At 70.6% G+C, this 25,356-nt stretch carries 24 protein-coding genes; 10 read left to right on the forward strand and 14 right to left on the reverse strand.

What is annotated here, in order from left to right; genetic code table 11:
- Positions 1 to 656: class I SAM-dependent methyltransferase (locus tag ACWDX9_RS37930; RefSeq protein ID WP_449962936.1), on the forward strand; the 656-nt coding region annotated here is incomplete at its 5' end.
- A gap of 19 nt (positions 657 to 675) precedes the next feature.
- On the opposite strand, the gene ACWDX9_RS37935 is transcribed toward ACWDX9_RS37930, so the two are convergent.
- Genes ACWDX9_RS37935 through ACWDX9_RS37945 form a run of 3 tightly spaced genes read right to left on the reverse strand, consistent with a single transcriptional unit; the run spans position 676 to position 2,689 of the window.
- Positions 676 to 909 (reverse strand): helix-turn-helix transcriptional regulator, encoded by a 234-nt coding sequence (locus ACWDX9_RS37935; RefSeq protein WP_355191877.1) that lies wholly within the window; start codon positions 907 to 909, stop codon positions 676 to 678.
- Positions 910 to 923: 14 nt separating this feature from the next.
- A complete protein-coding gene (locus ACWDX9_RS37940; protein WP_449962938.1) occupies positions 924 to 1,778 on the reverse strand; it encodes an ABC transporter permease in 855 nt (284 codons plus the stop codon).
- Positions 1,775 to 2,689, reverse strand: coding sequence for an ABC transporter ATP-binding protein (locus ACWDX9_RS37945; protein WP_449962941.1), 915 nt, complete (start codon positions 2,687 to 2,689; stop codon positions 1,775 to 1,777). Before ACWDX9_RS37945 ends, ACWDX9_RS37940 begins: the two co-directional genes overlap by 4 nt.
- 139 nt (positions 2,690 to 2,828) lie before the next feature.
- Here ACWDX9_RS37945 and ACWDX9_RS37950 point away from each other — a divergent pair, with 139 nt between their 5' ends.
- The 4 genes from ACWDX9_RS37950 to uvrB all read left to right on the forward strand — a co-directional run bounded on the left by ACWDX9_RS37950 (position 2,829) and on the right by uvrB (position 8,719).
- Complete coding sequence (locus ACWDX9_RS37950) at positions 2,829 to 4,433, forward strand: SPFH domain-containing protein (protein ID WP_449962944.1); 1,605 nt, start codon at positions 2,829 to 2,831, stop codon at positions 4,431 to 4,433.
- Position 4,434: 1 nt separating this feature from the next.
- The gene (locus ACWDX9_RS37955; RefSeq protein WP_449962947.1) at positions 4,435 to 5,670 is read left to right on the forward strand and encodes an SPFH domain-containing protein; all 1,236 of its coding nucleotides are present in this window, start codon (positions 4,435 to 4,437) and stop codon (positions 5,668 to 5,670) included.
- A 9-nt stretch (positions 5,671 to 5,679) separates the two neighbouring features.
- Positions 5,680 to 6,453 carry a sporulation protein gene (locus ACWDX9_RS37960; RefSeq protein ID WP_350726358.1) on the forward strand — a complete coding sequence of 258 codons (774 nt, stop codon included), beginning with the start codon at positions 5,680 to 5,682 and terminating at the stop codon, positions 6,451 to 6,453.
- Positions 6,454 to 6,610: 157 nt separating this feature from the next.
- The gene (gene uvrB, locus ACWDX9_RS37965; RefSeq protein ID WP_350726360.1) at positions 6,611 to 8,719 is read left to right on the forward strand and encodes an excinuclease ABC subunit UvrB; all 2,109 of its coding nucleotides are present in this window, start codon (positions 6,611 to 6,613) and stop codon (positions 8,717 to 8,719) included.
- Between the two features lie 162 nt (positions 8,720 to 8,881).
- Here the strand turns inward: uvrB and ACWDX9_RS37970 are convergent, their stop codons facing one another.
- The 5 genes from ACWDX9_RS37970 to ACWDX9_RS37990 form a co-directional block, all read right to left on the reverse strand.
- On the reverse strand, positions 8,882 to 9,643 hold the full coding sequence (locus tag ACWDX9_RS37970) for an alpha/beta fold hydrolase (protein WP_449962951.1): 762 nt from the start codon (positions 9,641 to 9,643) through the stop codon (positions 8,882 to 8,884).
- A 579-nt stretch (positions 9,644 to 10,222) separates the two neighbouring features.
- The gene (locus ACWDX9_RS37975; RefSeq protein WP_449962954.1) at positions 10,223 to 11,098 is read right to left on the reverse strand and encodes a serine protein kinase RIO; all 876 of its coding nucleotides are present in this window, start codon (positions 11,096 to 11,098) and stop codon (positions 10,223 to 10,225) included.
- 633 nt (positions 11,099 to 11,731) lie between these two features.
- Positions 11,732 to 12,490: an ABC transporter permease gene (locus tag ACWDX9_RS37980; protein WP_449962957.1), complete on the reverse strand. Its 759-nt coding sequence runs from the start codon at positions 12,488 to 12,490 to the stop codon at positions 11,732 to 11,734.
- Complete coding sequence (locus ACWDX9_RS37985) at positions 12,487 to 13,398, reverse strand: ATP-binding cassette domain-containing protein (RefSeq protein WP_449962985.1); 912 nt, start codon at positions 13,396 to 13,398, stop codon at positions 12,487 to 12,489. Before ACWDX9_RS37985 ends, ACWDX9_RS37980 begins: the two co-directional genes overlap by 4 nt.
- Before the next feature lie 32 nt (positions 13,399 to 13,430).
- Complete coding sequence (locus ACWDX9_RS37990) at positions 13,431 to 14,639, reverse strand: cytochrome P450 (RefSeq protein ID WP_449962960.1); 1,209 nt, start codon at positions 14,637 to 14,639, stop codon at positions 13,431 to 13,433.
- Between the two features lie 145 nt (positions 14,640 to 14,784).
- Here ACWDX9_RS37990 and ACWDX9_RS37995 point away from each other — a divergent pair, with 145 nt between their 5' ends.
- On the forward strand, positions 14,785 to 15,459 hold the full coding sequence (locus ACWDX9_RS37995) for a helix-turn-helix domain-containing protein (protein WP_397366130.1): 675 nt from the start codon (positions 14,785 to 14,787) through the stop codon (positions 15,457 to 15,459).
- Positions 15,460 to 15,765: 306 nt separating this feature from the next.
- Positions 15,766 to 16,326, forward strand: coding sequence for a hypothetical protein (locus tag ACWDX9_RS38000; RefSeq protein ID WP_355191902.1), 561 nt, complete (start codon positions 15,766 to 15,768; stop codon positions 16,324 to 16,326).
- A gap of 253 nt (positions 16,327 to 16,579) precedes the next feature.
- Here ACWDX9_RS38000 and ACWDX9_RS38005 read toward each other — a convergent pair whose 3' ends face one another.
- Positions 16,580 to 17,185 (reverse strand): hypothetical protein, encoded by a 606-nt coding sequence (locus ACWDX9_RS38005; protein WP_449962964.1) that lies wholly within the window; start codon positions 17,183 to 17,185, stop codon positions 16,580 to 16,582.
- Positions 17,186 to 17,319: 134 nt separating this feature from the next.
- Here ACWDX9_RS38005 and ACWDX9_RS38010 point away from each other — a divergent pair, with 134 nt between their 5' ends.
- Positions 17,320 to 18,084, forward strand: a complete 765-nt coding sequence (locus ACWDX9_RS38010) for a glucose 1-dehydrogenase (protein WP_449962967.1) — start codon at positions 17,320 to 17,322, stop codon at positions 18,082 to 18,084.
- Positions 18,085 to 18,879, forward strand: coding sequence for an alpha/beta fold hydrolase (locus tag ACWDX9_RS38015; RefSeq protein ID WP_449962970.1), 795 nt, complete (start codon positions 18,085 to 18,087; stop codon positions 18,877 to 18,879).
- A 7-nt stretch (positions 18,880 to 18,886) separates the two neighbouring features.
- Here ACWDX9_RS38015 and ACWDX9_RS38020 read toward each other — a convergent pair whose 3' ends face one another.
- On the reverse strand, positions 18,887 to 19,486 hold the full coding sequence (locus ACWDX9_RS38020; protein WP_449962972.1) for a DUF4126 domain-containing protein: 600 nt from the start codon (positions 19,484 to 19,486) through the stop codon (positions 18,887 to 18,889).
- Positions 19,487 to 19,490: 4 nt separating this feature from the next.
- Positions 19,491 to 20,396, reverse strand: a complete 906-nt coding sequence (locus tag ACWDX9_RS38025) for a phosphotransferase (protein WP_449962975.1) — start codon at positions 20,394 to 20,396, stop codon at positions 19,491 to 19,493.
- Positions 20,397 to 20,466: 70 nt separating this feature from the next.
- Between ACWDX9_RS38025 and ACWDX9_RS38030 the strand changes: the two genes are divergently transcribed.
- Entirely contained in the window at positions 20,467 to 22,824 is a 2,358-nt protein-coding gene (locus ACWDX9_RS38030; protein WP_449962978.1) for a GcvT family protein, read from the forward strand.
- Here the strand turns inward: ACWDX9_RS38030 and ACWDX9_RS38035 are convergent.
- From ACWDX9_RS38035 to ACWDX9_RS38045, 3 genes are all read right to left on the reverse strand, one after another.
- Positions 22,802 to 23,560, reverse strand: coding sequence for a GntR family transcriptional regulator (locus ACWDX9_RS38035; RefSeq protein ID WP_449962980.1), 759 nt, complete (start codon positions 23,558 to 23,560; stop codon positions 22,802 to 22,804). The two genes, ACWDX9_RS38030 and ACWDX9_RS38035, sit on opposite strands and share 23 nt — an antisense overlap.
- An 84-nt stretch (positions 23,561 to 23,644) precedes the next feature.
- On the reverse strand, positions 23,645 to 24,409 hold the full coding sequence (locus ACWDX9_RS38040) for a carbohydrate ABC transporter permease (protein WP_449962987.1): 765 nt from the start codon (positions 24,407 to 24,409) through the stop codon (positions 23,645 to 23,647).
- 53 nt (positions 24,410 to 24,462) lie between these two features.
- Positions 24,463 to 25,356, reverse strand: an 894-nt coding sequence (locus tag ACWDX9_RS38045) for a carbohydrate ABC transporter permease (RefSeq protein WP_449962982.1), incomplete at its 5' end; no start/stop codon positions are given.

Raw genomic sequence — 25,356 nt, forward strand, 5'->3', positions numbered from 1 at the left:
CCGCGCGGGTGCTCGACGTGGGCGGGGGCACCGGCGCGCACGCCGAGTGGCTGGCCGCCGACGGGTACGAGGTCGAGCTGATCGACCCGGTGCCGCTGCACGTACGGGAGGCGTCCGCGCTGCCCGGGGTGAGCGCCCGCCTGGGCGACGCCCGCGACCTGCCCGTCCCCTCCGGCCGGGCCGACGCGGCGCTGCTGCTCGGCCCGCTCTACCACCTGCCCGAACGGGCCGACCGCCTTCGCGCTCTGGCCGAGGCCAAGCGCGCGGTGCGCCCGGGCGGGCCGGTCGTGGCGGCCTTCATCAGCCGGTACGCGAGCGTGCACGACGGCATATACCGCGGCGGCTTCGTGGACGAGGAGTACCGGACGGCCGACTACCGGGGCCTGGAGACGGGGGTGATGATCTCGCCCAGGCCGGGCGGGTTCCGCGGTTACCTCCACGATCTCGAGGAGATCCTGGACGAGTTCGCCGACGCCGGGCTGCCGCGGCCCGACCGCTACGGCCTGGAGGGCGCCTTCTGGCTGTACGGCGACGTGGACGACTGGCTGGACGACGACGAGCGGCGCGAGCTGCTGCTCGACGCCGCCCGCCGGCTGGAGTCGGAGCCGTCGCTCCTGGGGGTCAGCGGTCACCTCCTGGCCGTGGCGACCGCCTGACCGCGCGCCCCGGCCGAGGTCAGGCGGTCCGCTCCCCGATCCGGGGGAACGGGCTGGTCGAGAAGACCACCTCCACCGGCACCTCGAAGTATTCGGCGATCCGCAGCGCCAGGAAGAGGCTCGGGCTGTATTCGCCCCGTTCCAGGTAGCCGACGGTCTGGTAGTGGACCCCCAGGGCGTCGGCCAGCTGCCTGCGGGTCACGTTCCGCTCTGCGCGCAGCAGCGCGATGCGGTTGTAGACGGTCTCGCTCATCACGGCGTATCTTCTCAGGTCAGCCGCTGCATCGCCTGGTGACGGCGGGCCTCCATCAGCGAGCCCGACTCGCGCCTGGCCACCCGGCGCAGGATCGGGGGAGCCGGCACCAGCCCTGCCACGGCCCAGGCGAGCAGCACGAGCGTGGTCTCCACCGGCCGCCACGAGCTGCCGATCTCCGCGGCGGCGGCCGAGTCGGGCAGCAGCGCCGAGCGCATGCCCAGGCCGAGCCAGTAGAGCGGGAAGACGTGGGCGAGGCCCTGCAGCCACCCGGCGAGCGCCGTGATCGGGTAGAAGATCCCCGAAATGGCGGTGAGACCGCCGATGGCGAGCATGGACAGCGCCCCCGCGCCCTGCGGGCTGCCGACCAGGGAACCGATGATCACACCGAGCGGGAGCGCGGACAGCAGCCCCAGCAGTGCGAACCAGGCCAGCGCGAGCCATTTGCCCGGCCCGATCCCGAGCAGGCCGGGCACGAAGAACAGCCCGGCGACGAGCATCACCACCAGAGCGGAAAGGGTGGACACGGAGTGCATCGTCACCCGGCCCACGAGGTAGCCCACCATGCCTTGGGGCAGGGCCTTGGCTCTGAGCAGGGTGCCGTCCTCGCGCTCGAGGGCCAGCGAGCCCACCATGCCCAGGAGCCCGTTGAGCGGGACCATCAAGGCCAGCATGCCCGGCAGGGAGGCCGACGCCAGCGACAGGCCGGTGCCGGGCAACTTCGCGTCGCGCTGGAAGTAGAGCACGACGACGAGGACCGCGGTGCCCACCAGGATGCCCCCGAGGTTCGGCGGGTTGGTGAGCGAGTGCTTGAACTCTATCCAGCCCCGGGACAGGCCCAGCCGGGCGGCGTGCAGCGTGGGGGTCATGCTTCCTCCTGACGCACGATCGCCATGTAGGTGTCCTCCAGCGTGGCCCGCCGCACCTCCAGGTCGGCGATCTCCGTACCGTGCTGCGCGAACAGCCCGCGCACGAACCCGGTGGCGTCCTGCGTGGCGTGCACGAACTGCTCGCCGCCGCGGCTCCAGCGCACCTGCGCGTCGCGCGAGACCTCGCGCGACAGGCGGTCGGCGCTGCCGTCGGCCACGATCCTGCCGCCGGCCAGGATGAGGATCCGGTCAGCGAGCTTCTCCGCCTCGTCGAGGTCGTGCGTGGTGAGCAGGATGGTGGTCTCGTCGAGATCCGACAGGCGGTGCACGAGGTCATGGAAGTCGCGCCGGGCCTGCGGGTCGAACCCGGCGGTCGGCTCGTCGAGGAAGAGCACCTCGGGCCGCCCGACGATGCCGATGGCGACGTCGAGGCGGCGGCGCTGGCCGCCGGAGAGCCGGTTGATCCGGTGGTCGGCGTGCTCGCCGAGCCCGACGGCCTCGATCAGCTCGCCGATGTCGAACGGCCGCCGGCCCGGGACCGCGTACGGCTCGTAGTAGCGGCTCAGGTGGTGGAGGAGCTGGCGCACCCGCCAGCGGCCGTGGTCGCGCCAGGACTGCAGCACCACGCCCAGCCTGGCCCGCCAGCGCTCGTCGCCGCGGGCCGGCACGGTGCCGAGCACGCGGACGGAGCCGGAGGAGGGCACCCGGAAGCCCTCCAGGATCTCGATCGTCGTCGTCTTGCCCGCGCCGTTCGGCCCGAGCAGGGCGATCACCTCGCCGGGGGCGACGGTGAAGCCGACGCCCCGGAGGACCTCCTTGTGGCCGTACGCCATGTGCAGGCCGTCGACCTCGATGGCGGCGGCGGTCTGGCCCAGGTCGAGACCGCCTGCGAGCTCTCTTCCCGCATCCATCAATTCTCCAGATAGTAGGTCTACTACATAGATAGCACAGCTACTACGGGACGCAATAGACATATGACATCCATTGCAAGCGAACAGTAAGTCGCACCCGATACGGTCGGATTCGCCTGTAGCGGAAAAGGAAGGTTCGATGTCACGACCCAGAGAGGCACTGATCCAGGCAGGTCAGGGCATAGCCCAAGCAGTTGCCCAAGGGGGTGACATGCGGCAGGCGATGGGGCAGGCCATGGGCCAGGTCGTCGACCAGGCGGGGCAGTTCGCGGGCCAGGCCCGGGGTTTCGCGCTGAACCCCCACGACTTCGCCGCGGCCCGCGACGGCGGCGCGTCGGTCGGCACGGCCATCGAGGCCAGGTCGGCCTCGCTGAACGAGGCCGGCGAGATCGTCAACCGCAGCTTCACCGAGAACGGCATGCACGTCATCTCCCCGGTGGTGATCCCCAAGGGGAGCACCGCGAAGGTGATCGTGCCACTGGGCATCCTGGTGGTGCTCGGCCTGATCGGCGCGCTCGGCAACGTCATCCCGAACACGGACCTGTTCTTCGGCCCGCACTACTGGGTGGTGCTGGTCCTGGCGGCCGCGTTCCTGTGGTGGCGGCGCAGCGTGGTGATGGTGCCCGAGGGCTGCAAGGCCCTGATCACCCAGTTCGGCAAGCTGGTGCACATCGCGGACCCGGGCCGGGTGACGCTGTTCAACCCGTGGAAGCGGGTCAGCTACATCGTCAACACCACCCGCGAGTACCCGTTCAACGCGCCGATCAGCGAGGCGCCGACGCAGCAGGGCGTCAAGGCCAGCGTGGACCTGTTCCTGCAGTTCAGGATCGAGAACCCGGCGGAGTTCATCTTCGTGCTCGGCTCGGTCAGCGGTTTCCAGTCCAAGCTCCAGAACGCCATCAGCGAGGTCACCCGCTCCCTCATCTACGCCCAGCGGGCCGAGGAGATCTACGACCTGGTGGGTGAGAGCACGCTGGGCATGCTGGAGAGCCTCAACCAGCAGTTCCTGCCCGCCGTACGGCTCACCGACGTGAACATCACGCACGCCGAGCCGTCCAGCCAGGAATACCGGATGGACCTGGCCGCCCCCGAGATGGTCCGGGTCGCCAAGGAGGCCTACACCTACGAGTACGAGCTGCAGCTGCGCAAGGAGCAGAACGAGGGCGACCTCGTCAAGGAGCTGGCCGGGCTGCAGGAGACGCTGAGCGCCATCCAGGCGGAGATCGCCGGCTACCAGGCCCGCATGGACACCGCCCTCGAACGCGCCAGCCACCAGGCCACCGCACAGGCCAGGCAGCGCCTGGTCGAGGCCGAGTCCACGGCCAACGCCAACGCCGCGCTCCTGGAGGCGCAGGCGCTGGACATCAGGGCGCTGTCGGCCGCGGAGGCGCCCGAGATCCTCGACTACCGCTTCCAGCAGGACCTGCTGAACAAGCTGGAGTCCGTCGCCACCAGGCTGCCGCAGGTCGTGCAGGTGGGCGAGCAGACCGACATCGACTTCCTGGCCCTGGCCCAGCAGCTGGTGGGCGGCAAGGACGCGGCGCTGTTCTCGGCCGAGGACATGGCGGCCATCCGGTCCAGGCTCGACGAGATCGGTGCCCGCGTGCAGAGCCGCGAGGCCGAGATCGCCGCCCTGCTCAAGAAGGCCACCGCCGACGTGACCGAGCCCCAGGCGGCGCCGGAGCCCGACGCGGAGCTGGAGCGCACCGTCGAACGCCTGCTGCCCGGGAAGGGGGAGATCTGACATGAGCCGCGAATTCTCGAAGATCAAGGAGTCGCTGGCCTCCTGGGGCGACATCCGCCAGCTCCTGCGGGGCGGCGAGCAGGGCCAGCTCGTCCCCGTCGTGATCCCCAAGGACCGGCGCGGCTTCGCCTGGATGGCGCTGGTGTTCCTGGGGCTGTACTTCGCCGGGATGGCGGTCCTGACCGACCTCACCCTGATCGCCGCGCTGCTGGCGCTGTTCTTCCTGGTCGTGGCCATGGTCACGATGTGGCGCAAGGCGATCATCGAGATCGAGGAGGGCACCACCGGCGTACGCAGCCGCTGGGGCGCCATCACCGGCACCCTCCCGCCGGGCCGCCACTACCTGTGGCTGCCGTGGGACCGGGTGGACGCGGTCGTCGACACCTCCACGGAGATCCCGTACTCGGCGCCGATCGTGGCCTGCCCCACGGCCGAGAACGTGCCGCTGAAGTCGATCGAGTTCTTCCTCAAGTTCCGCATCGTGGACCCCGTCGCGTTCGTCCGCACGATCGGCGCGGGCAACTTCGACCTCGTGCTCTCCAGCGCGGTGCAGGACGCGATCAGGCAGCGCAGCCGCCGCGTCAACACCGAGCGCGCGTACGACCTGCGCGGCTCCGACGTCGGCGACATGCAGGACGCGCTCACCCGCCAGCTCGGCCGGTACGGCGTGCGCATCACGGGCGCCAACATCCCCGACGTGCAGCTGCCCGACCAGTACCAGCAGCACCTGGCCACCCGCGAGAAGGTGGCCAAGGAGCTCTCGGCCTACGAGCGCGAGTGGGAGCTGACCCGCAAGCGCCGCATCGACACCCTGCTGATGGAGATCGAGCGCTCCAAGAAGACCCGTGACGCCCGCGTCGTCGAGGTCAAGGCCGCCCACAACACGGCGCGCAAGGACGTGGCGCGCATGCTGGAGGAGCAGGAGACCGAGGCGCAGCGCGTGACATGGGAGATCGAGGCGCGCGGCCGGGCCGAGCTGACCGCCGCCGAGAACGAGGCCAAGGCGTTGCGCCGGCTGGCCGATTCGTACCGGGACAACCGGGCCGTGCTGCAGTACGAGCTGGCCCGCAGGCGCCTCGACGTGGGCGCCAAACTCGCGGAGAACGCCCCCCAGCCGCTGGTCGTACGCACCCAGCAGGGCCAGTCGGACTCCGCGCTCTCCACCCTCCTCCTTGCCCAGCTGCTCCCCCGCATCTCGGGCACGGGTCAAGTGAACGGCCAGACACCTTCCGCTTAGGAGAACCCCATGGTGTTCCGCAAATTGATGGCCGCGTTCGGTGCGGGCGTCGAAGTAGACACGGTGTTGACCAACACGGGCGTGCGTCCCGGCGAGATCCTGCGCGGCGTCGTCCACTTCCGTGGCGGCAACTCCGACTACAAGGTCGAGGGCATCCACATCGACCTGACCGCGGTGGTCGAGGTCGAGTCGGGCGACAACGAGTACAAGACGACCTACAGCTTCCTGCGCCAGCAGGTCGCCGGGACGTTCCAGCTCGCCGCGGGCGCGCAGCACCAGCAGCCCTTCGAGATCCAGGTCCCCTGGGAGACGCCGATCAGCGCCATCGCCGGGCATCCGCTGCACGGCATGAAGCTGGGCGTCCAGACGGAGCTGGCGCTGGCGGGCGCGCTCGACAAGGGCGACCTCGACCCGCTGTACGTGAGCCCGCTGCCCGCGCAGGACCACGTCATCGCCGCGCTCGACCGGCTGGGCTTCCAGTTCAAGAAGGCCGACCTGGAGCGCGGCACGCTGTACGGCTCGACGATGCCGTTCTTCCAGGAGATCGAGTACTACGCGGGCGGGCAGTGGCGGCGCCACTTCAACGAGCTCGAACTGACGTTCATCGCCGGGGCGCGGCAGATGGACGTCATCCTGGAGGCCGACAAGCGGGGCGGCTTCCTGACCTCCAGCCACGACGCGTACAACCGCTTCACCGTGCGCTACGACGACCCGCCGCACTCGGCGGACGGGGCGCTGCAGCGCGGTCTGGAGCAGATGGCCCGCCACCGCGGCTGGTTCTGATCGGGCCCTGGGTTCGAGCGGGCCCTGGGTTCGAGCGGGCCCTCGGTTCGAGCGGGCCCTGGGTTCGAGCGGGTACGCCGCCGGGGGTGTGGGGACCCCGGCGGCGGCCGGAGGGGGTGTGACCGTTTCTGTCGGTCGGGACGCCTACAGTGGCAACATGCGACCGGTCACAGATTTGCAGCGGAAGGTGGCGCCTTTCGAGGTCGTCACCGAGATGACTCCCTCCGGCGATCAGCCCACGGCCATCGCCGAGCTGGAGCGCCGCGTCAAGGCCGGAGAGAAGGACAACGTGCTGCTGGGTGCCACCGGCACCGGCAAGACCGCCACCATCGCCTGGCTGATCGAGCGGCTGCAGCGGCCCGCGCTGGTCATGCAGCCCAACAAGACCCTCGCCGCGCAGTTCGCCAACGAGCTGCGGGAGATGCTGCCCAACAACGCGGTCGAATATTTCGTTTCTTATTACGATTATTACCAGCCTGAGGCGTACGTCCCGCAGAGCGACACGTACATCGAGAAGGACTCCTCGATCAACGACGAGGTCGAGCGACTGCGCCACTCGGCGACCAACTCGCTGCTCACCCGCCGCGACACCATCGTGGTCGCCTCCGTGTCGTGCATCTACGGCCTGGGCACGCCGCAGGAATACGTCGACCGCATGGCCAGGCTGCGCGTCGGCATGGACGTCGACCGCGACCAGCTCCTGCGCCGCCTGGTCGACATGCAGTACACGCGCAACGACCTGGCCTTCACCCGGGGCACGTTCCGGGTCCGGGGTGACACGATCGAGATCATCCCGAAGTACGAAGAGCTGGCCGTGCGCATCGAGATGTTCGGCGACGAGATCGAGAAGCTCTCGACCATGCACCCGCTGACCGGCGAGGTCATCACGGAGGACGAGGAGCTCTACATCTTCCCCGCCTCCCACTACGTCGCGGGCGAGCAGCGCATGGCCGCCGCCGTGGGGGGCATCGAGGCGGAGCTGGCCGCGCGGCTGGAGGAGCTGGAGCGCCAGGGCAAGCTGCTGGAGGCACAGCGGCTGCGGATGCGCACGACGTACGACATCGAGATGATGCGGCAGATCGGCACCTGCTCCGGCATCGAAAACTACTCGCGCCACATGGACGGGCGCGAGGCCGGCAGCGCTCCCAACACGCTGCTCGACTACTTCCCCGAGGACTTCCTGCTGGTCCTCGACGAGTCCCACCAGACCGTGCCGCAGATCGGCGCCATGTACGAAGGCGACGCCTCCCGCAAGCGCACGCTGGTCGAGCACGGGTTCCGGCTGCCGTCGGCGCTCGACAACCGGCCGCTGAAGTGGGAGGAGTTCCTGGAGCGCATCGGCCAGACCGTCTACCTGTCGGCCACTCCGGGGCCTTACGAGCTGGGGCGGGCCAAGGGCGAGGTCGTCGAGCAGGTCATCCGCCCGACCGGCCTGGTCGACCCCGAGATCGTGGTCAAGCCGACCAAGGGCCAGATCGACGACCTGGTCCACGAGATCCGCCAGCGGGCCGAGCGCGACGAGCGCGTGCTGGTCACCACGCTGACGAAGAAGATGTCCGAAGACCTCACCGACTACCTCCTGGAGCTCGGCATCCGGGTGCGCTACCTGCACAGCGAGGTCGACACGCTGCGCCGCATCGAGCTGCTGCGGGAGCTGCGCACGGGCGAGTTCGACGTGCTCGTCGGCATCAACCTGCTGCGCGAGGGCCTCGACCTGCCCGAGGTGTCGCTGGTGGCCATCCTCGACGCCGACAAGGAGGGCTTCCTGCGCTCGGAGACGTCGCTGATCCAGACCATCGGCCGCGCCGCCCGTAACGTGTCCGGCCAGGTCCACATGTACGCCGACAAGATCACGCCGTCCATGGAGCGGGCGATCGACGAGACGAACCGGCGGCGGGCCAAGCAGATGGCCTACAACGAGGCCAACGGCATCGACCCGCAGCCGCTGCGCAAGAAGATCGCCGACATCCTCGACTCCCTGCAGCGCGAGGACGCCGACACCGACCGGCTCCTGGGCGGCGGCCGCCAGCAGTCGCGCGGCAAGGCCCCGGTGCCCGGCTTCGGCGCGCGGCAGGCCGGCCAGCACGCCAAGGCCATCGCCGGCGAGATGCCGCGGGCGCAGATGGAGTCGCTGATCGAGTCGCTGACCGAGCAGATGCACCAGTCGGCGGCCGACCTGCAGTTCGAGGTGGCGGCGCGGCTGCGCGACGAGATCAAGGAGCTCAAGCGCGAGCTCCGCGACATGCGCGAGGCCGGCATCAAGTAACGCCCGCAAGGCGCTTCCCCTTCGCCCGGAGGAAGCGGTGCCTTCCGAACGTGCGACATCGGGCACCCGCCAGGCGCATGATTTCGGCTGACCGCCGGGTGCCGGGTCCCGGGCTAGGGCCGTCGGGCGTCGGGCTGGGGCCGCCGGGGGTCCGGCGTCGGGCTAGGGGAGGAAATCCGCCAGGGTGCGGGCGAAGACCTCGGGGTTGTCGAGCATGATGCCGCGCCCCGACTCGGGAATGCCCACCACCCGGACCCCGCTCGCCCGCAGGCTGTCGGCGTCCTCGGGCGGCTCGCCCTCCGGGTGCAGGAAGGCGCGGGGGATCGGGAGGCCCTGCAGGAGCAGGCGCATGGTGGGCGTGGTGCCCGCGCTCAGGCTGACGGCCGTACGGTGGAGCCCGCGCAGGTCCGCCAGCCGCATGGCGGACCACCAGTGCGGCCCCACGCGCTCGCGCACCTCCTTCCACCCGTGCGACACGAACGCCTCCTCCGTGTAGCTCGCGATGCCACTGCCACCCGGCCGGACGGAAGCCGGGGGATTGGGGTCGAGGTCGGCGTCCATGAGCACCAGATTGGCGATCAGCTCCGGATGACGAGAGGCGAGAACGATCGCCACCGCGCCGCCCATGCTGTGGGCGATCACCGACGCCCCGGCGACCCCCGCTTTGCGCAACGCCTCGGCCAGGGCGTCGGCATGGGTCTCGAGCGTGTAGGCGAAGTCCCGGGGGCGGTCGCTGATCCCGAACCCGAGCAGGTCGATCAGCAGGGAACGGTGCTGCGGCAGGAGGGGGTGCGCGGCGACCTCGGCGTAGTAGGGGGCCGAGGTCGCACCGAGACCGTGGACGTAGACACGAGACGGCTCCGCACCCGGCAGCTCTACCCAGCGGATGCGAGCGCCGCTGGGGTGGACGACGGCATCATGCATGACGGCCCTCCTCGTCGTATATCGGGGCTAATATACCTACGACCTGCGTAAACGATCGGCACCCCGACGCCCCGCAGGTCGCTCCGGCCACCGACAACACACACAACCCATGTGCCCCGGCAACGGGCACGCGGGTATCCCGCGCCCCGGCGGCCGGTGACGGCGCGCTCTCCTGTTCCGACCCTTTCGAAGCCTGCCGTCCTGGGGCCCTCAACCGCGCGGACTCACGGCCCGTGCTACGACTCCGCCCCGCGTATGGCGCCGTAACCCATCCCCCGGGAGCTGCCACCTCCGCCCTGGCATTCGAGGGACCGTGACCCCGCGTCCACGGCACCCTCCAGCCGCCCCGCGCCGCCATCCTGCAGTTCTTGCGTCGCCGTCCAGCCGTCCTGCGTCAACTCGCGGCCGTCCTGCGGCCCCGTGTGGGTGCTCTGCGGTGCCATCCGGTCGGACTGCGGTGCCATCCGGTCGGACAGCGGCGCTGTGTGGGTGCCCTGCGGCGCTATCCGCCGTCCTGCGTCGGTATCCGCGCGGTGGCGCGGCGCAGGAGGTCGAGTGGCGGGACGAGAGCCGGAGCGATCACAGGGACAGGCCGGCCTCTTTGCGGAGGAGCGTGGCGAGGGAGTCCGGGTCGGCGGCCGGGACGCCCTTGGCGGCGAACCAGGTGGCGACGTTGTGGGCGTCCCGGTCCAGGAACGAGGGGCCGGTCGGGTGGGCGATGACGTCCACGATCTGCGGCAGGTCGATGATCACCAGCCTGCCGTCATGGACCAGCAGGTTGTACGGCGACAGGTCCCCGTGGGCCAGCCCCTCCCTGGCCAGCGTGACCATGGCCGCCACGAGCTGCTCCCACAGCCCGTCCAGGTCGTCGGACACCTGCGCCAGCCGCGGCGCCGCGTAACCGTCCCGGGTCCCGATGAACTCCTGCAGGATCTCCGTCTCCACGATCTGCACCGGGTACGGCACGGGAACCCCCAGCTCCCACAACCGGCACAATGCCCCGAACTCGGCGACCGCCCACTGGGCGGCGATCACCTGCTTGCCGAACGCGGTGCGGTTGGCCATGGCGCGGTTCATGCGGCTCTCGCGGGTCCTGCGGCCCTCCAGGTAGCCGGAGTCGCGGTGGAACAGCCGATGATTGGAGGAGCGGTAGCGCTTGGCGGCCAGCAAGCAGACCCGGTCCGTCCCGGGCACCCCCCGCGAGATCAGATGGACGTCGGCTTCCTTGCCGGTCTTGAGCACGCCGTGCTCGGTGTCGACGGCGGCCAGCTCGGTGACGAGCCAGTCGGGGTACGGTTTGGGCCCCTTCTCCGTGGGAGTGCTCTGGTCCCAGGTGGACCAGCGGTCACCCTCGGGCGGTCCGTCGTCGGTCTCGGGAGTGTTCTCCAGCCAGTCGAGGTCGTCGGCGTCGAGGGCGTACTTGCCACGGGTGCGGTGCTGCGAGTGCTTGGGCACGGTGGGATTGCTCCTGGTGTGAGGCCCACCGGCTCGTCGATCAGGTCAGCGAGTGCGCGGTGGGAAGGTCTGAGGACGCGGAAAACGGCACGCGAACAGTCGTCATCACGGTCTCACCCTCCCTTCGCGGCACAGCGCGGCGATCATGGTCAAGCCGCTGCCAAGCGATCAACTCGGTCCCGAGTATCGCGGTCCACGCACGGCCCTCGCAACCGATTAAATGACGTCCCCTGCCGCCACCCTTGTCCTTGTCACCCCGGGGGGTGGGGCGGGACTGTGCGACGGCCGACGCGGCGTTGGGGTGGCCCCGGCGGTGGTCTTGAGCCACGCCGGTGGTCACCCTGGTCGCAGCCGCAGCCGCGACGGCGTGCAACCAGATCGTCGGCGGGCCGTCGTGGACGGCCGACAAGTCCCGCCACCCGGGTCGGCGGCAGCATCGGGCGCACCCAGATGCGGACCGCCACCCACGCCCAGATGCGGACTGCCACCCGCACCAGATGTGGACTGCCACCGGCACCCAGATGTGAACCACCACCCGTACCCAGATGCGGACCGTCACCTGGAGCTGGGGAGCCGTCCCCATCGATCAGCCGGAGTGACGGCGGGGCCGGCGTGCACGCCTGTGGGCGGACCTCATCGGTTGTATAGCCTGCGTGCCCACAGATAACCGGCCAGGGCGATGCCCGCGCTCCAGGCGGCTGCCTCCACGAAGCTGGAGGCGGCCGGGCGACCGGCCAGCAGCGCGCGCAGCGTCTCGATGACGGGTGTGAACGGCTGGTGCTCCGCGAACCAGCGCAACCCGCTCGGCATCGACTCGGTCGGTACGAAACCGCTGCCGAGGAACGGCAGCAGCATCAGCGGCATCGGCAGGTTGCTGGCCGTGGTGACGCTCTTGGAGAACAGGGCGAGCGCGACCGACAGCCAGGTGATGGCGAAGGTGAACATGGCCAGCACGCCGACCACGCCGAGCCAGTCCAGCGCGGAGGCCGACGGGCGGAAGCCGATCAGCACGGCCACCAGGGTCACCGCCGCGATCGCGATGAACGTCTGCACCAGCGCCCCGAGCACGTGCCCGGTGAGCACCGAGACGCGGGCGATGGCCATGGTCTTGAACCTGGCGATGATGCCCTCGGTCATGTCGGTGGCCACCGAGATCGCGGTTCCCTGCGCGGCACCGGCGATGGTCGTGATCATGATGCCGGGGGCGAGGTAGCCGACATAGGCGGCGCGGTCTCCGCCGATGCCCGCGCCCATGGTGCCGCCCAAGACGTACACGAACAGCAGCAGGAACACCACGGGGACGGCGGCGAACGTGAAGATCAGCGAGGGGTAGCGCCAGATGTGTGTGACCTGGCGGCGCAGCATCGTCGCCGAGTCGGTGATCGCTCTCATCGGGAGGGCTCCTTGGTCAGGGAGAGGAAGACGTCGTCCAGGTCGGGTGTGTGCACCGACAGCTCGGCGACGTCGATGGCCTGGGTGTCCAGCCACTCCAGGAGCTTCTTCAGCGTCCTGACACCACCGGAGTCGGGGATCTGGACGGTGAGCGCCGCGTCGTTGCGCGAGGTGGCGCCGACGTGCGGCGCCGCCCTGCGGTAGCCGTCGGCGTCGGCGAAGCGCACGACGATGTGGCCGCCGGGGACCAGCCGCTTGAGCTCCTCCGGGGTGCCCTCGGCCACCAGTTCGCCCTGGCTGAGCAGCGCGATGCGGTCGGCGAGCTCGTCGGCCTCCTCCAGGTACTGCGTGGTCAGGAAGACGGTCACGCCGTCCTGCCCGACCAGGTCCCTGACGATCTGCCACATGGTGCGGCGGCTGCGCGGGTCCAGGCCGGTGGTCGGCTCGTCGAGGAAGATCAGCCTGGGTGTGCCGACCATGGTCATGGCGAGGTCGAGCCGGCGCCGCATGCCGCCCGAGTACGAGACCGCCGGCTTGCGTGCGGCGTCGGTGAGGTCGAAGCGCTCCAGCAGCTCGCGGGCTCGTTCACGGCCCCTGGAGCGGCCGAGGTGGAGCAGGTCGGCCATGAGCCGCAGGTTCTCCTCGCCGGTGAGGAAGCTGTCGACGGCGGAGAACTGGCCGGTGACGCCGATCGCGGCGCGCACCTTGTCGGGCTCTCGGGCCAGGTCGTGCCCGGCCACCCGGATCTCGCCGGCGTCGGCCCTGATCAGGGTGGACAGGATCTGCACCATGGTGGTCTTGCCCGCGCCGTTGGGGCCGAGCAGGGAGAAGATCGTGCCCTGCGGGATGGTGAGGTCGATGCCGTCCAGTACGCGGTGCGAGCCGTACGACTTGCGCAGTCCCGTCATCGAGATGGCAGGTTCAATGGTCCGCACAGTCGTCACCCTCGGTCCCAGGTGACGGGCAGGCTGCGCACGCCGTAGATCTGCGCGGGGTCGGTGCGCAGCGGCACCTCTTCCGCCGGTACGGCGAGCCGCAGCGTCGGGAACCGGGTGAGCAGCGCGGGGAAGGCGACGCGCATCTCGACACGGGCGAGCTGCTGGCCGAGGCACTGGTGGACGCCGTGGCCGAAGGCCAGGTGCCCGGTGGCCGAGCGGCGCAGGTCGAGCACGTCGGGATCGGAGAACTTGGCCGGGTCCCTGTTGGCGGCGTTGAGCGCGATGATGACCGTGTCGCCGGCCTTGAGCTGCCTGCCGCCGAGCTCGACGTCCTCCAGCACGCCACGCATGCCCATGGCGGCGATGGACAGGTGGCGCAGCAGCTCCTCCACGGCGCCGGCGGCCAGGCCGGGTTCGTCGCGCAGGGCGGAGAGCTGGGCCGGGTCGCGCAGCAGGGCGAAGGTGCCGAGCGCGAGCATGTTGGCGGTGGTGTCGAGGCCGGCGCCGAGCAGGAAGGCGGCCACGCCGCCGAGCTCCTCGTCGGTCAGGTCTCCTGCCGTGGCCAGGTCGCTGAGCAGGTCGTCGGTCGGGTTCGCGCGCTTGGCGAGCGCGAGCGTCCGGAGGTAGTCGCCGAGCTCGATGAAGGCGGTGTACTGCGCCTCGGGCTCTACGGCGTCCGAGAGGGTTCGCGTGGCGGTCTGGAACTGCTCGCGGTCCTCGTACGGCACGCCGAGCAGCTCGCAGATCATCAGCGCGGGAACGGGCTGGGCGAAGACCTCGACGAGATCGGCGGGCGGCCCCTGCCGCTCCATCGCGTCGAGTCGCTCATGGGTGATCTCGGTGACCCGCTCGGTGAGCAGGTTCATCCTGCGGACGGTGAACTTGCCCGCCAGCAGCTTGCGGAAGCGGGTGTGCTGGGGCGCGTCCATGCCGGTCAGGTCGCCGGCGGGGGCGGGCGGCAGGTACCCGCCCATCTGCGGGTAGTAGTGGGTCTCGTAGCGGGAGCTGAAACGCGGGTCGGCGAGGATCTGGCGGACCAGCCCGTAACCGGTGACCAGCCAGACGCCGGGGGCGCCCTCGGGCGCGGCCAGCCGGGCGATCGGCTGCTCGGCACGCAGCGCGGTGACCTCGGGGGCGGGATCGAAGGGGCAGGCGGGTGCGCGGTCGAGGGAAGGGCTGACCGTCTCATCGCGATAGTACGTGTTCGACATGCTCTGAAAGCTACGTTGCATTCAAAAGGGCTGCAATAAATGGAATCCGTATGTGCAGGTGAGAGCGGGAAAATTGATGCAATGACGCTGGACTCGAACGCAATGATTCGTTGCACTGAGTGGCCGCGAACGCAACAATGGCGTCATGTCACAAGGAAGGTTGACCCAGCGGGACCGCCAGCGCATCGCGGCCGGCCTCGCCGAAGGGCGTTCCTACGCCGAGATCGCCAGGCGGCTGGACCGGCCGACCTCGACGATCAGCCGGGAGGTCGGCCGCAACGGCGGCCCCGGCGGTTACCGGCCCGAGCAGGCGCACCGGGCGACGGAGCGGCGGGCGCGGCGCGGCACGCCGGCTCTCCGGTTCGCGGCCGGGCCGCCGGACGGCGAGCTGGGGGACGAGGTCATCGAGATGGCGGTCCGGATGGGGCTGCCGAAGATGATGGCGCGCGTGCTCGTCGGCCTGTGGCTGAGCGAGGACGGCCGACTCACCGCGGCGGAGCTGACGCGCAGGCTGAAGGTCAGCCCTGCCTCGGTCTCCATGGCGGTGGGCTACCTGATCCAGCAGGGGCTGATCGGGCGCGAGCGCGATCCGCGGCGGCGTCGCGACATCTACACGGTCGACGACAATTCCTGGTACCAGTCGATCGTGACCAGCTCGCGGCAGACGCTGGAGGCGGCGGAGCTGGCGAAGGCGGCGGGGGAGACGTTCGGCCTCGACACGCCCGTGGGACGCCGGCTGGCCAAGGGCGGAGCATACCTGGAGCGGATCGGCCTGGACACGCTGGAGTCGGGCCGGCGCTGGCGCGACCTCCTGTCGTGATCGTCCCGGCGGACGACCTCCTGACCACGGCCGTCCGGTCCGCCCACGGCGCGATGCCCTCATCCGTGAGCGTGCCGGGCGGGCTCACCCGACGGGCGCCAAGATGGCCGACGCCCGTCAGGGTGGCGAGGTGGCCGATGTCCGTCAGGGTGGCGAGGTGGCCGGTGCCCGTCCGGTCGTGCACGGATCCGACGCGCTGCGCGCGGTTCGACGCGGGAGGAAAGCCGAGGTCCTGCGGTGCCGAACTCGTGGATCATCCGCAAAAATGCGGTGCGATGGATCCCGCCGGGCTTGTACGGTGCGGGCATGCGACGTTGCCCGGAATGCGACCACTGGGAGCCCGCCGGAGCCCCCGGCTGCGCCCGGTGTGCCGGGCTGGTCGACGAGATCGTGGAAGAGGGCTGGCGCGCGTTCCTTGAGCAGGAGTTCGGTACCACCCGGCCACCGGACGAGCGCCTCATCGCCGAGATGGTCACCGACGAGCCCGACAAGCACCCGTGGCGCGTGGTGGACGCCGCCTACGACCGCCTGACCTGTCCCGAGTGCGGCGATCGGCTCAGCAGGGGCCCGGCCGGATGCGCCGCCTGCGACCTGGCCAACGGCTTCCGCTACTCCGCCATCGAGATCGACCGCCCCGCCGTCCCGCCCGGTAACGAGCACGGGCTGCGGGTGAACGTGGCCGTCACCCGCCGTACGTCCGGGGTCTCGGAGTCCGAGGTGCTGCTGCGGCGGCTGTCGCTGCCCATCCTCATCGAGGGCCGGCTCCCCACCCGAGCCCAGGCCCAGGCCACCAAGGCCCTGGCCAACGGCGGCGCCACGGAGGCGGAGCTCGCGGCGTTCATATACCGGGAGTGGGACGACGCCTGAGCCGCCGCCCCTGACGGTCTGCGGCAGACGCCGTGGTGCCGGGGGTTCGACGCCGGTGCAGCCCCAAGGCAGGACGGCTCAGCAGGTCGGGGGCGACCATCCGCGTGTCGGGGCGGACGGGTTGTTCGCCGCCATGTCGGCGGTCCAGCCGCCGGGAGGGCCGGGGTAGAACCACTCAGGAAGGGTCATAGTCATCAGTCCGCCCTCCTCGGCGTGTCACGCGGCGTGCTCATTTTGCCACGTCGAGTAGCCGTCAAGGGCGGTCTTTGCGTTCCTCCATCGAGCGGCGGTAGAGCTCGTCGATCTGGTCCAGGGGGTCGGGGGCTTGGCGGCGGGCCTCGATCTCGAGGTCGGTGCGGGAGCCGAGGTCGGCGATGCCGGCGGCCGTGTGGTGCACCTGGTCGCCCAGGAGGTCGGCGCGGATGCGGGCGCACATCGCCGTCAGCTTGGCCTGGTGCTCCCTGAGCCGGTCGAGGGTGGCGTGGTCGACGTACGGGGACATGCGGCGCTGCTGGGCGTACATGCCGAGCTGGCCGTCGTGGACGTCCGCCTGCGCGGTGAGGTCGGCCATGAGCCGGGGGAGGTCGCCGAGGCCCCAGCCGAGGCGCTGGGCGTGGTCGACGGCCTGGCGGGTGAGGGAGACCTCGCGGCGCAGGTCGAGGCGGAGGCGTTCGACCTCGGCGGCGTCGCCCGTGCCCATGGCGTTGACGTGGGTGCTGAGCCGGGTCGTGGCCTGCTTGGCCTTGACCGCCGCCTTCTTGCCCAGCTTGACCAGGAGGAAGACGCCCACACCGCCCAGCAGCAGGAAGAACGCCAGGATCACCAGTAGGACGACAAGCAGCTCGCCGATCTCCGCCACCTCCTGTGGGTCTCTGCATTGAAGGATAGTCGGCCGGGGCGGCATCGGCGCGGCCGAGAAACCAAGCAAGCACTTGATCGGAGCCGTGGGGCTGTGCTTCAGTTCTCGGAGAGCGGCTGGAAGGGCGGGGTGACGTGCTCGACGGCAAGGTTGTGATCATCACCGGTGGCGCCCGGGGGATGGGGGCGGCCACCGCGCGGCGCTGCGTCGCGGCCGGGGCCCAGGTCGTGATCACCGATGTGCTGGTGGAGGAGGGTACGGCCACCGCCAAGGAGCTGGGTGCCCGATTTCTCCCTCACGATGTGACAAGTCAGGATCAGTGGGCCGACGTGGTCGCCGCCACCCTGGAGGCGTATGGCAGGCTCGACGGGCTGGTGAACAACGCGGGCATCGCCCTCACGCAGTCGATCGAGCAGCAGCCGCTGGAGGCCTTCGAGCGCGTGCTCCAGGTGAACCTGGTCGGCGTCTTCCTGGGGCTCAAATCGGTGGTCAAGGCCATGCGCGAGTCCGGCGGCGGCGCCGTCGTGAACCTCTCGTCCGTCGCGGGCCTCACCGCCCTGCCCGGCACGGGCGGTTACGGCGCGTCCAAGTGGGGCGTGCGCGGGCTGACCAAGATCGCCGCCTTGGAGTTCGGCAAGGACCGCATCCGGGTCAACTCTGTACATCCCGGAATGATCGTCACTCCGATGACACAGCCGCTCGGGGCCGTGTCGGGGGACGGGACCTTCCCGCTGGCCGCCGCCGGGCGCTGGGGTGAGCCGGAGGAGGTGGCGGAGGCCATCGCGTTCCTGCTGTCCGACGCCGCCTCGTACGTGACGGGCGCGGAGCTGGCCGTGGACGGCGGGTGGACGGCAGGAGAGAGCGCGCTGCTGTCCCGACTGGAGGGTGGGGGTCAATAGATGCCGTACGCGGATATCGGCGGAAATATCAGGCTCTTCTACACGGAGGACGGCGACGGGCCCCCGCTGCTGCTCGTCCACGGGTGGGGCACCGACTCCCACCAGTGGTCCTGGCACATCGACGCGCTGGCGGCCACCCACCGGGTGATCGCCGTGGACCTGCGCGGCCACGGCTACTCGTCCGTCCCCGAGAGCGGCAACACGCCGCGCGAGATGGCCGGCGACCTGCGCGCCCTCCTCGAAAGCCGGGGCATCCCGCAGGTGGTCGCCGTCGGGCACTCGATGGGCGGCCAGGTGGTCTCCATCCTCGCCGTCGAACACCCCGAGCTGGTACGCGCGCTCGTCGCCGTCGACCCCGGCTACGGCATGACCGACCGGGTCGCCCGGCGCTTCCCCAAGATGATCGACGGCCTGCGCGGCGAGCACCCGCACGCCGCCGCCGAGAAGATCGACGAGTGGTGCACGAACGCCGGCACGCCCGCCGTCATCAGGCGCTGGCACAAGCGCAGGCTGTACGGCATGCCGCCGCACGTGCTGGTCCAGGCGTTCGAGGCCATGTTCACGGCCCCGGACGCCATCGGGGTGCGCCCGGCCAGCGACGACTACCTGGCCCGCCGGCGCTGCCCGGTGCTGTCGATCTGGGCGGATCCGGAACGGGCGAGCTGGGAGTCGGGGCTGCTCAAGGACCCCGCGTCCAGGGTCGTGTGCTGGGAGGGCGCCAGTCACCGGCTGCACGAGGAGCGCCCCGCCGAGTTCGTGGACCTCGTGGAGGAGTGGCTGCGGGCCCAGGAATAGCCCCGGGTCAGGGCTGGCCGCGGGCCGCTCTCCTGCGGGCGCGCACACGCCGTACCTTCCTGATCAGCCACCACGCCAGCACGGCCATCACCAGCAGCGCGACGATCACCAGCACCGGGGCGAAGACGGCCACCAGGCTCATGCCGAGCGAGCCCGCGTCCTCCGCCGTGCTCACCACCGGGGCGCCCACCCCGGCCGTCCCGGCGTTGATCACGGGCCGGGCGGTGGCCTTGACCGCGTGCACGGCCAGCGCCATCACGATGCCCAGCAGCCAGCCGGCCCACGGGTGCTCGGCCATCCAGGTGGAGTGGTCCACCTCGGCCGCCGCCTGCGTGGCCGAGAAGACCACGCCGCCCGACGCCGGGCGCACCACGGTCTGGATGGTGTCGTTGACGCTGTCCACGGCGGGCACCTTGTCCAGGACGAACTCGGCCACCAGCAGGACGGCGATCACCGCGAGCACGCCCCAGTTGGACAGCCATGAGTAGCCGTCGGGGAGCTTCACGGCGTCCGTGAAGTTGGCCAGGACGCCCACGACGAGGAGCGGGATGTAGGCGTTCAGCCCGGCGGCCGTGGACAGGCCGAGACCGGTCAGTGCGGCGAACATGCCCCTAGTCTGCCCGCGCGGCCTCGTCCATGAGGTGCGCAAGGTCAGATCCGGTGAATTCGGCCACCGCCCGCTCGTACTTCTCCATGCCCCACGACCAGAAGTCGAAGTCGATGCTCTCGTTCGCGCCGTCCTGGATGGAGGCCCAGAGCGTCCAGCCGTACTTGGACATGAGGCCGAGCAGCCGGGCGCGGGCGATCTTGTGGCGCAGGCGGCGGCCGTAGTACGCGGTGACGAGCTCCTCCAGGTGGCCGAGCGGCAGGTCGGACTCGCTCCAGATGTTGCCGAGCTCGAAGCAGGCGTCGTTGTTGCCGGCGTACTCGTAGTCGATCAGCCAGAGGCGCTGCCCGTCGTCGAGGATGTTGCCGGGCAGGAGGTCGTTGTTGCAGGGGACGGTGCCTTCCGCCCTTATTTGCAGACATTTCCGGATGTCCTCGACGGCGGGCATGAAGCCGAGGTAGTCCGCGGGAAGCCGGTAGCCCCGCTCCCGCACGATCCCCAGATAGTGCCGCTGGATCTCGAACATGTCGAAGTCCCGTACGAACCGCGGCCCCGCGTGCAGGCGGCGGCACGCCTGCGCCACCCGGGGCAGGTTCGCCGGGTCGCGGAGGTCGGCCTCCGTGAACGTCCGCCCCGGCAGGAAGCCCACCACCAGCACCCCCAGCTCGGGCAGGTACGCGTGCACCGGCGCCCCCACCCCGGCCGCGGCGGCGGCCAGCGAGCACGCGTGCTCGGCGTCCCTGTCGATCCCCAGCAGCGAGGAGTCGCTGGCCCACACGCGCGCCACGTACGACCCGCCCGGGGTCGTGACCTTGTAGTTGTGGTTGGTCAGCCCTCCGGGCAGCTCCTCGACGGAGCGTGGCACGCCGGACAGCAGAGGAATGCGATCGAGCACCTCGGGCACGGCCATGCTCGATGCTAGGACGGACGGCGCTAAACGGTCTAGACCTTTTACCGGTCCGAAGGTTAGCCTCGCCAGCATGAGCGACTCGGCCCGCATCGTGATCATCGGTGGCGGGGTGGGCGGCGCGTCCGTCGCCTACCACCTCACCCAACTCGGCGAACGCGACGTCGTCCTGCTGGAGCGGGACGAGCTCACCAGCGGCTCCACCTTCCACTCGGCGGGCCTGGTCGGCCAGCTGCGCGCCGATCCCACCCTGACCCGCATGAACCAGTACTCCGTCGAGCTCTACCGCACCCTCGACGCCGGATGGACGGAGTGCGGCGGCATCAAGCTGGCCTCCACGCCCGAGCGGATGGCGGAGATCCGCCGGCAGATCGGCTGGGCCCGGACGTTCGGGCTGCCGCTGGAGGAGATCTCGGTGGCCGAGGCCGTCGAGCTGTTCCCCCTCATGGACCCCGAGGGCGTCGTGGGCGCCGCGTACCTGCCCACGGACGGGCAGATCGACCCCTCGCAGCTCTGTTACGCCCTGGCCCAGCGGGCCCGCGAGGGCGGGGCGGTCATCCGCACGCACACCAGGGTGCTCGGCATCACGACGGCGAACGGCCGCGTCACCGGCGTGCGCACCGACCAGGGGGACATCGACTGCGAGATCGTGGTCAACTGCGGCGGCATGTTCGCGGCCGAGATCGGCCGCATGGCCGGGGCGCGGATCCCGATCGTGCCGATGTCGCACCAGTACGTGGTGACCGACGCCTGCCACGACCACACGGGGCTGCCCACGCTGCGCGACCCCGACCTGCTCGTCTACTACCGGCAGGAGGTGCAGGGGCTGGTCATGGGCGGGTACGAGCGCACCTGCGCGCCCTGGACGGCCGGCCCGAACTCCTTCGACGCCGTCCCCGCGGACTTCAACGGCCGCCTCCTGTCCGAAGATTGGCCGAGATTTGAGGAAATTTCGGATAATTCCCGGATTCGGGTGCCTGCGATGGCCGACGTCGGCATCCGCAAGCTGATCAACGGCCCCGAGGCGTTCACCCCCGACAACGAGTTCTGCCTGGGGGAGACGGAGGTCGGCGGGTTCTTCGTGGCGGCCGGGTTCTGCGCGCACGGCATCGCGGGCGCGGGCGGCATCGGCAAGGTGATGGCCGAGTGGATCGTCGAGGGCGAGCCCAGCATGGACCTCTGGCACATGGACATCCGCCGCTTCGGCCGCCAGTACCGCTCGCCGTCCTACACGATCAAGCGGGCCGTCGAGAACTACGAGACGTACTACGACATCCGCTACCCGGGCCACGAGCGCTCGGCCGGGCGGCCCCTGCGGCTCTCGCCCGCGTACGGCTGGCACGCCGCCCACGGCGCCGCCTTCGGCGAGAAGTCCGGCTGGGAACGGGTCAACTACTACGACGCGAACGCGACGGACGAGGGGGAACGGCCCGGCGGGTGGGCCGGGCGGCTCTGGTCGCCCGCGATCGGCGTCGAGCACCGGGCCACGCGCACCACGGCCGGCCTGTTCGACGAGAGCTCGTTCTCGAAGATCGAGGTCTCCGGCCCGGACGCGGCGGACCTGCTGGAATGGGTGTGCGACAACCGGGTCGCCCGCGAGGTCGGCGCCGTCACCTACACCCAGGCGCTCAACCGGCGCGGCGGCATCGAGTGCGACTTCACCGTGACCAGGCGGGGCGAGCGGGAGTTCCTGATCGTCACCGGCACCGCGTTCGGCTCGCACGACCTGGGCTGGCTGCGCAAGCAGGCCGCGCGCACCGGCGCGACGGCCAGGATCGCCGACGTCACCGGCCAGTACGCGTGCTTCGCCCTGTGGGGCCCGCGCGCCCCCGAGATCATCGCCGGGCTCACGCCGGACCCGATGGACTTCCCTTTCATGTCGTCGCGGGAGATCACCGTGGGGGACGTGCCGGTGCTGGCGCTGCGGGTCACGTTCGTGGGGGAGATGGGCTGGGAGCTGTACTGCTCCACCGAGTACGGGCTGGGGCTGTGGCAGGAGCTGTGGCGGGCGGGGGAGCCGTACGGGCTGGTGGCCGGCGGCTACCGGGCCATCGACAGCCTGCGGCTGGAGAAGGGCTACCGGGTGTGGGGCGCGGACATCGGGCCCGAGACGACGCCGTACGAGGCGGGGCTGGGGTTCTGCGTCAAGACGGACAAGGACTTCCTCGGCAAGGACGCCCTGGACCCGGCGCCCGAGCGGCGGCTGCGGTGCGTGACGCTGCGCGACCCGAGAGCCGTCGCGCTCGGCAACGAGCCCGTACGGCTGGACGGGCAGGTGGTGGCCCGGGTCACCTCGGGCGGGTACGGCTACACCGCGAAGGAGTCGATCGCCTACGCCTACCTGCCGGTCGGCCCCGGGGCCCAGGTCGAGATCGAGGTCGAGGGGGCCTGGGTGCCGGGCGTCGTGGTCAGGACCCCCTTGGTTCCGTGACGCCGCTGCGTACCGAGATCCGGACCCGGTCGGGGCGGAACAGGTCCCGGGCGAACTCCACCGGCGTGCCGTCGCCCGCGTAGGCGGTGCGCTCGATGAGCATGAGCGGCGCGCCGGGGGCGATGCCCAGCTCGGCGGCCTCCGCCGGGCGGGCGATCACCGGGGCCAGGTGCTCGACCGCCGTACGCGGCTCCAGGTCGTAGCGGGCGGCCAGCAGGGCGTAGAGGGAGCCGGTGAGGTCCTGGTCGAGGAAGCCCGGCAGAGGCGGGAACCAGGAGCGCTCCAGCGCCACCGGCGACAGCCCGGCCGAGCGCACCCTGGCCACCTCGTGCACCGGCGAGCCCTCCTCCACCTCCAGCGCCGCGGCCACCGACCGCGGGGCGGGCACGGTCAGCGCCGCCAGGACCCGCCCCTCGGCCCGCAGGTGGGCCCGCCGCATCTGCTCGGTGAACCCGGCCAGCCCGGTCAGGTCGCACTCGATGCGCGGCTCGGCCACGAACGCGCCGCCCGACCTGCCGGGCACCCTGATCAGCACGCCGTCGCGCTCCAGGGTGGCCAGCGCCTGCCTGAGCGTCATCCTGCTCACGCCCAGCCGCCCGGCCAGCTCCCGCTCGCCGGGCAGCCGGTCGCCCGGCTCCATCTCGCCGCTGGAGATCGACTCGAGCAGCCACCGCTCGATCTGCACGTGCGCGGGGACTCCCGTGCCACGCTCCAGCTCCGGCGGTGTCCCGACCACACGCGCATCTTGACATGGGTTTCGGCGTGAATGCCAAATGTGGGCCACTTGCCCCCCGTCCGGGGCCGGGGTCCCTTAAGGGGGTCAGCCCTTGATGGCGCCCTGGGTGATGCCGTTGACGAAGCTGCGCTGGAAGAGGAGGTACACGACGACGATCGGGGCGATGACGATCAGGCAGGCCGCCGCCAGCAACGGGATGTCCGTCGTGTACTGGCCGACGAAGAGCCCCAGCCCGCTCGGCGCGGTGCGCCGGTCCGGGTCCTGCATCATGACCAGCACCAGCATGAACTGGTTCCACGACCACATGAAGTAGAGAACCGACAGCGTGGTGACCGCGGGCCACGAGATGGGCAGCAGCACCCGCGCCAGCACCACGAGGTCCCGGGCGCCGTCGATGCGCGCCGCCTCGACGAGCTCCTCGGGCACGTTCGCGAAGTGCGTCTGCATCCAGTACACCCCGAACGGCATGAACAGCGCCGCCTCGGCCAGGATGACGCCGACGTAGGAGTTGGTGAGGCCGACCTCGCGCAGGTTGAAGTAGAGCGCCACCACGATGACCTCGATCGGCAGCGTGAGCCCCATCACGAACCCGAACGACAACGTCCGGTGCCCCCACACCTTGAGGATCGCCAGCCCGTACCCGGCGAGCGTGGCCATCGCCACCGCGAGCGGCACCACGACGACCGCGATCAGCCCGCTCGAACGCATGAGGTTGGTGAAGTTGCCCCGCTCCCAGGCGAGCGCGAAGGTCTCCCACGACCACCTGTCCGGGATGCTCAGCCCGTCGAGCTGCGCGCCCGAGGGGTGCAGGGCGGCCAGGACGATGCCGGCGAAGGGCACCAGCACCATCACCGCCAGCAGGACGAGCACTCCGTACCGGACACTGACTCCGCCGAGCGTTCTCAACTCTGATCATCCCTGGTGAAGTATCGGACGGCGCTGACGACGGCGACCACGATCACGGTCAGCACGACCGCGAGCGCGCTGGCGCCGCCGATGTCGCCCTCGTTGAAGGCCAGCCGGTAGACGAGCAGGCCGGGCACGTTGGTCTGCCCCGCCGGGCCGCCGTTCGTGGTGACGAAGACGAGGTCGAAGCTGGCCAGCGCGGCGATCGTGGTGATGACGCCGGCGACCGTGATCTCCCTGCGCACCCCGGGCACGGTGACGTGCCGGAACTGCCGGAGCGCCCCCGCGCCGTCGAGCTTGGCCGCCTCGTACAGGGACGGGTCGATCTTCTGCGCGCCGGCCAGGAAGAGCATCATGCACAGGCCGCTCATCACCCACGTGCCGATGAGGCCGAGCGCGATCAGTGCCAGGCCGTAGTCGCCCAGCCAGGCGCGGGTGATCGACCCCAGCCCCACCAGGTCGAGGAACTGGTTGACCACGCCGGACTCGCCGTAGAGCCAGCGCCAGGTGATGCCGACGGCGACGAGCGGCAGCACCTGGGGGAGGAAGAAGACGATCCGGAAGAACGTCATGCCCCGGCGCACCTTGCCCATCAGGAGCGCCGTCATGAGCAGCCCGACGCCGATGGGGATGACCGAGAAGAAGACGATCAGCGCGAGGCTGTGCAGGATGGCCTCGTACAGCGCTGAATCACGAAAAATCTTGACGTAGTTGGAGAAACCAGCCCAGACCGGCGGCAGGATGCCGTCCCAGGTCAGGAGCGACAGGCGGAGCGTGTTCAGCGCCGGCCAGATGGCGAAGCCCAGGTACACCGCGAGCGCGGGCAGCACGTACAGCCAGCCCCTGGCCCGTCGCCCCCTCAAACGCGGGGGGCCCGCGGCCGCCCGCCC

It is taken from the genome of Nonomuraea sp. NPDC003201 (genome assembly GCF_053590415.1).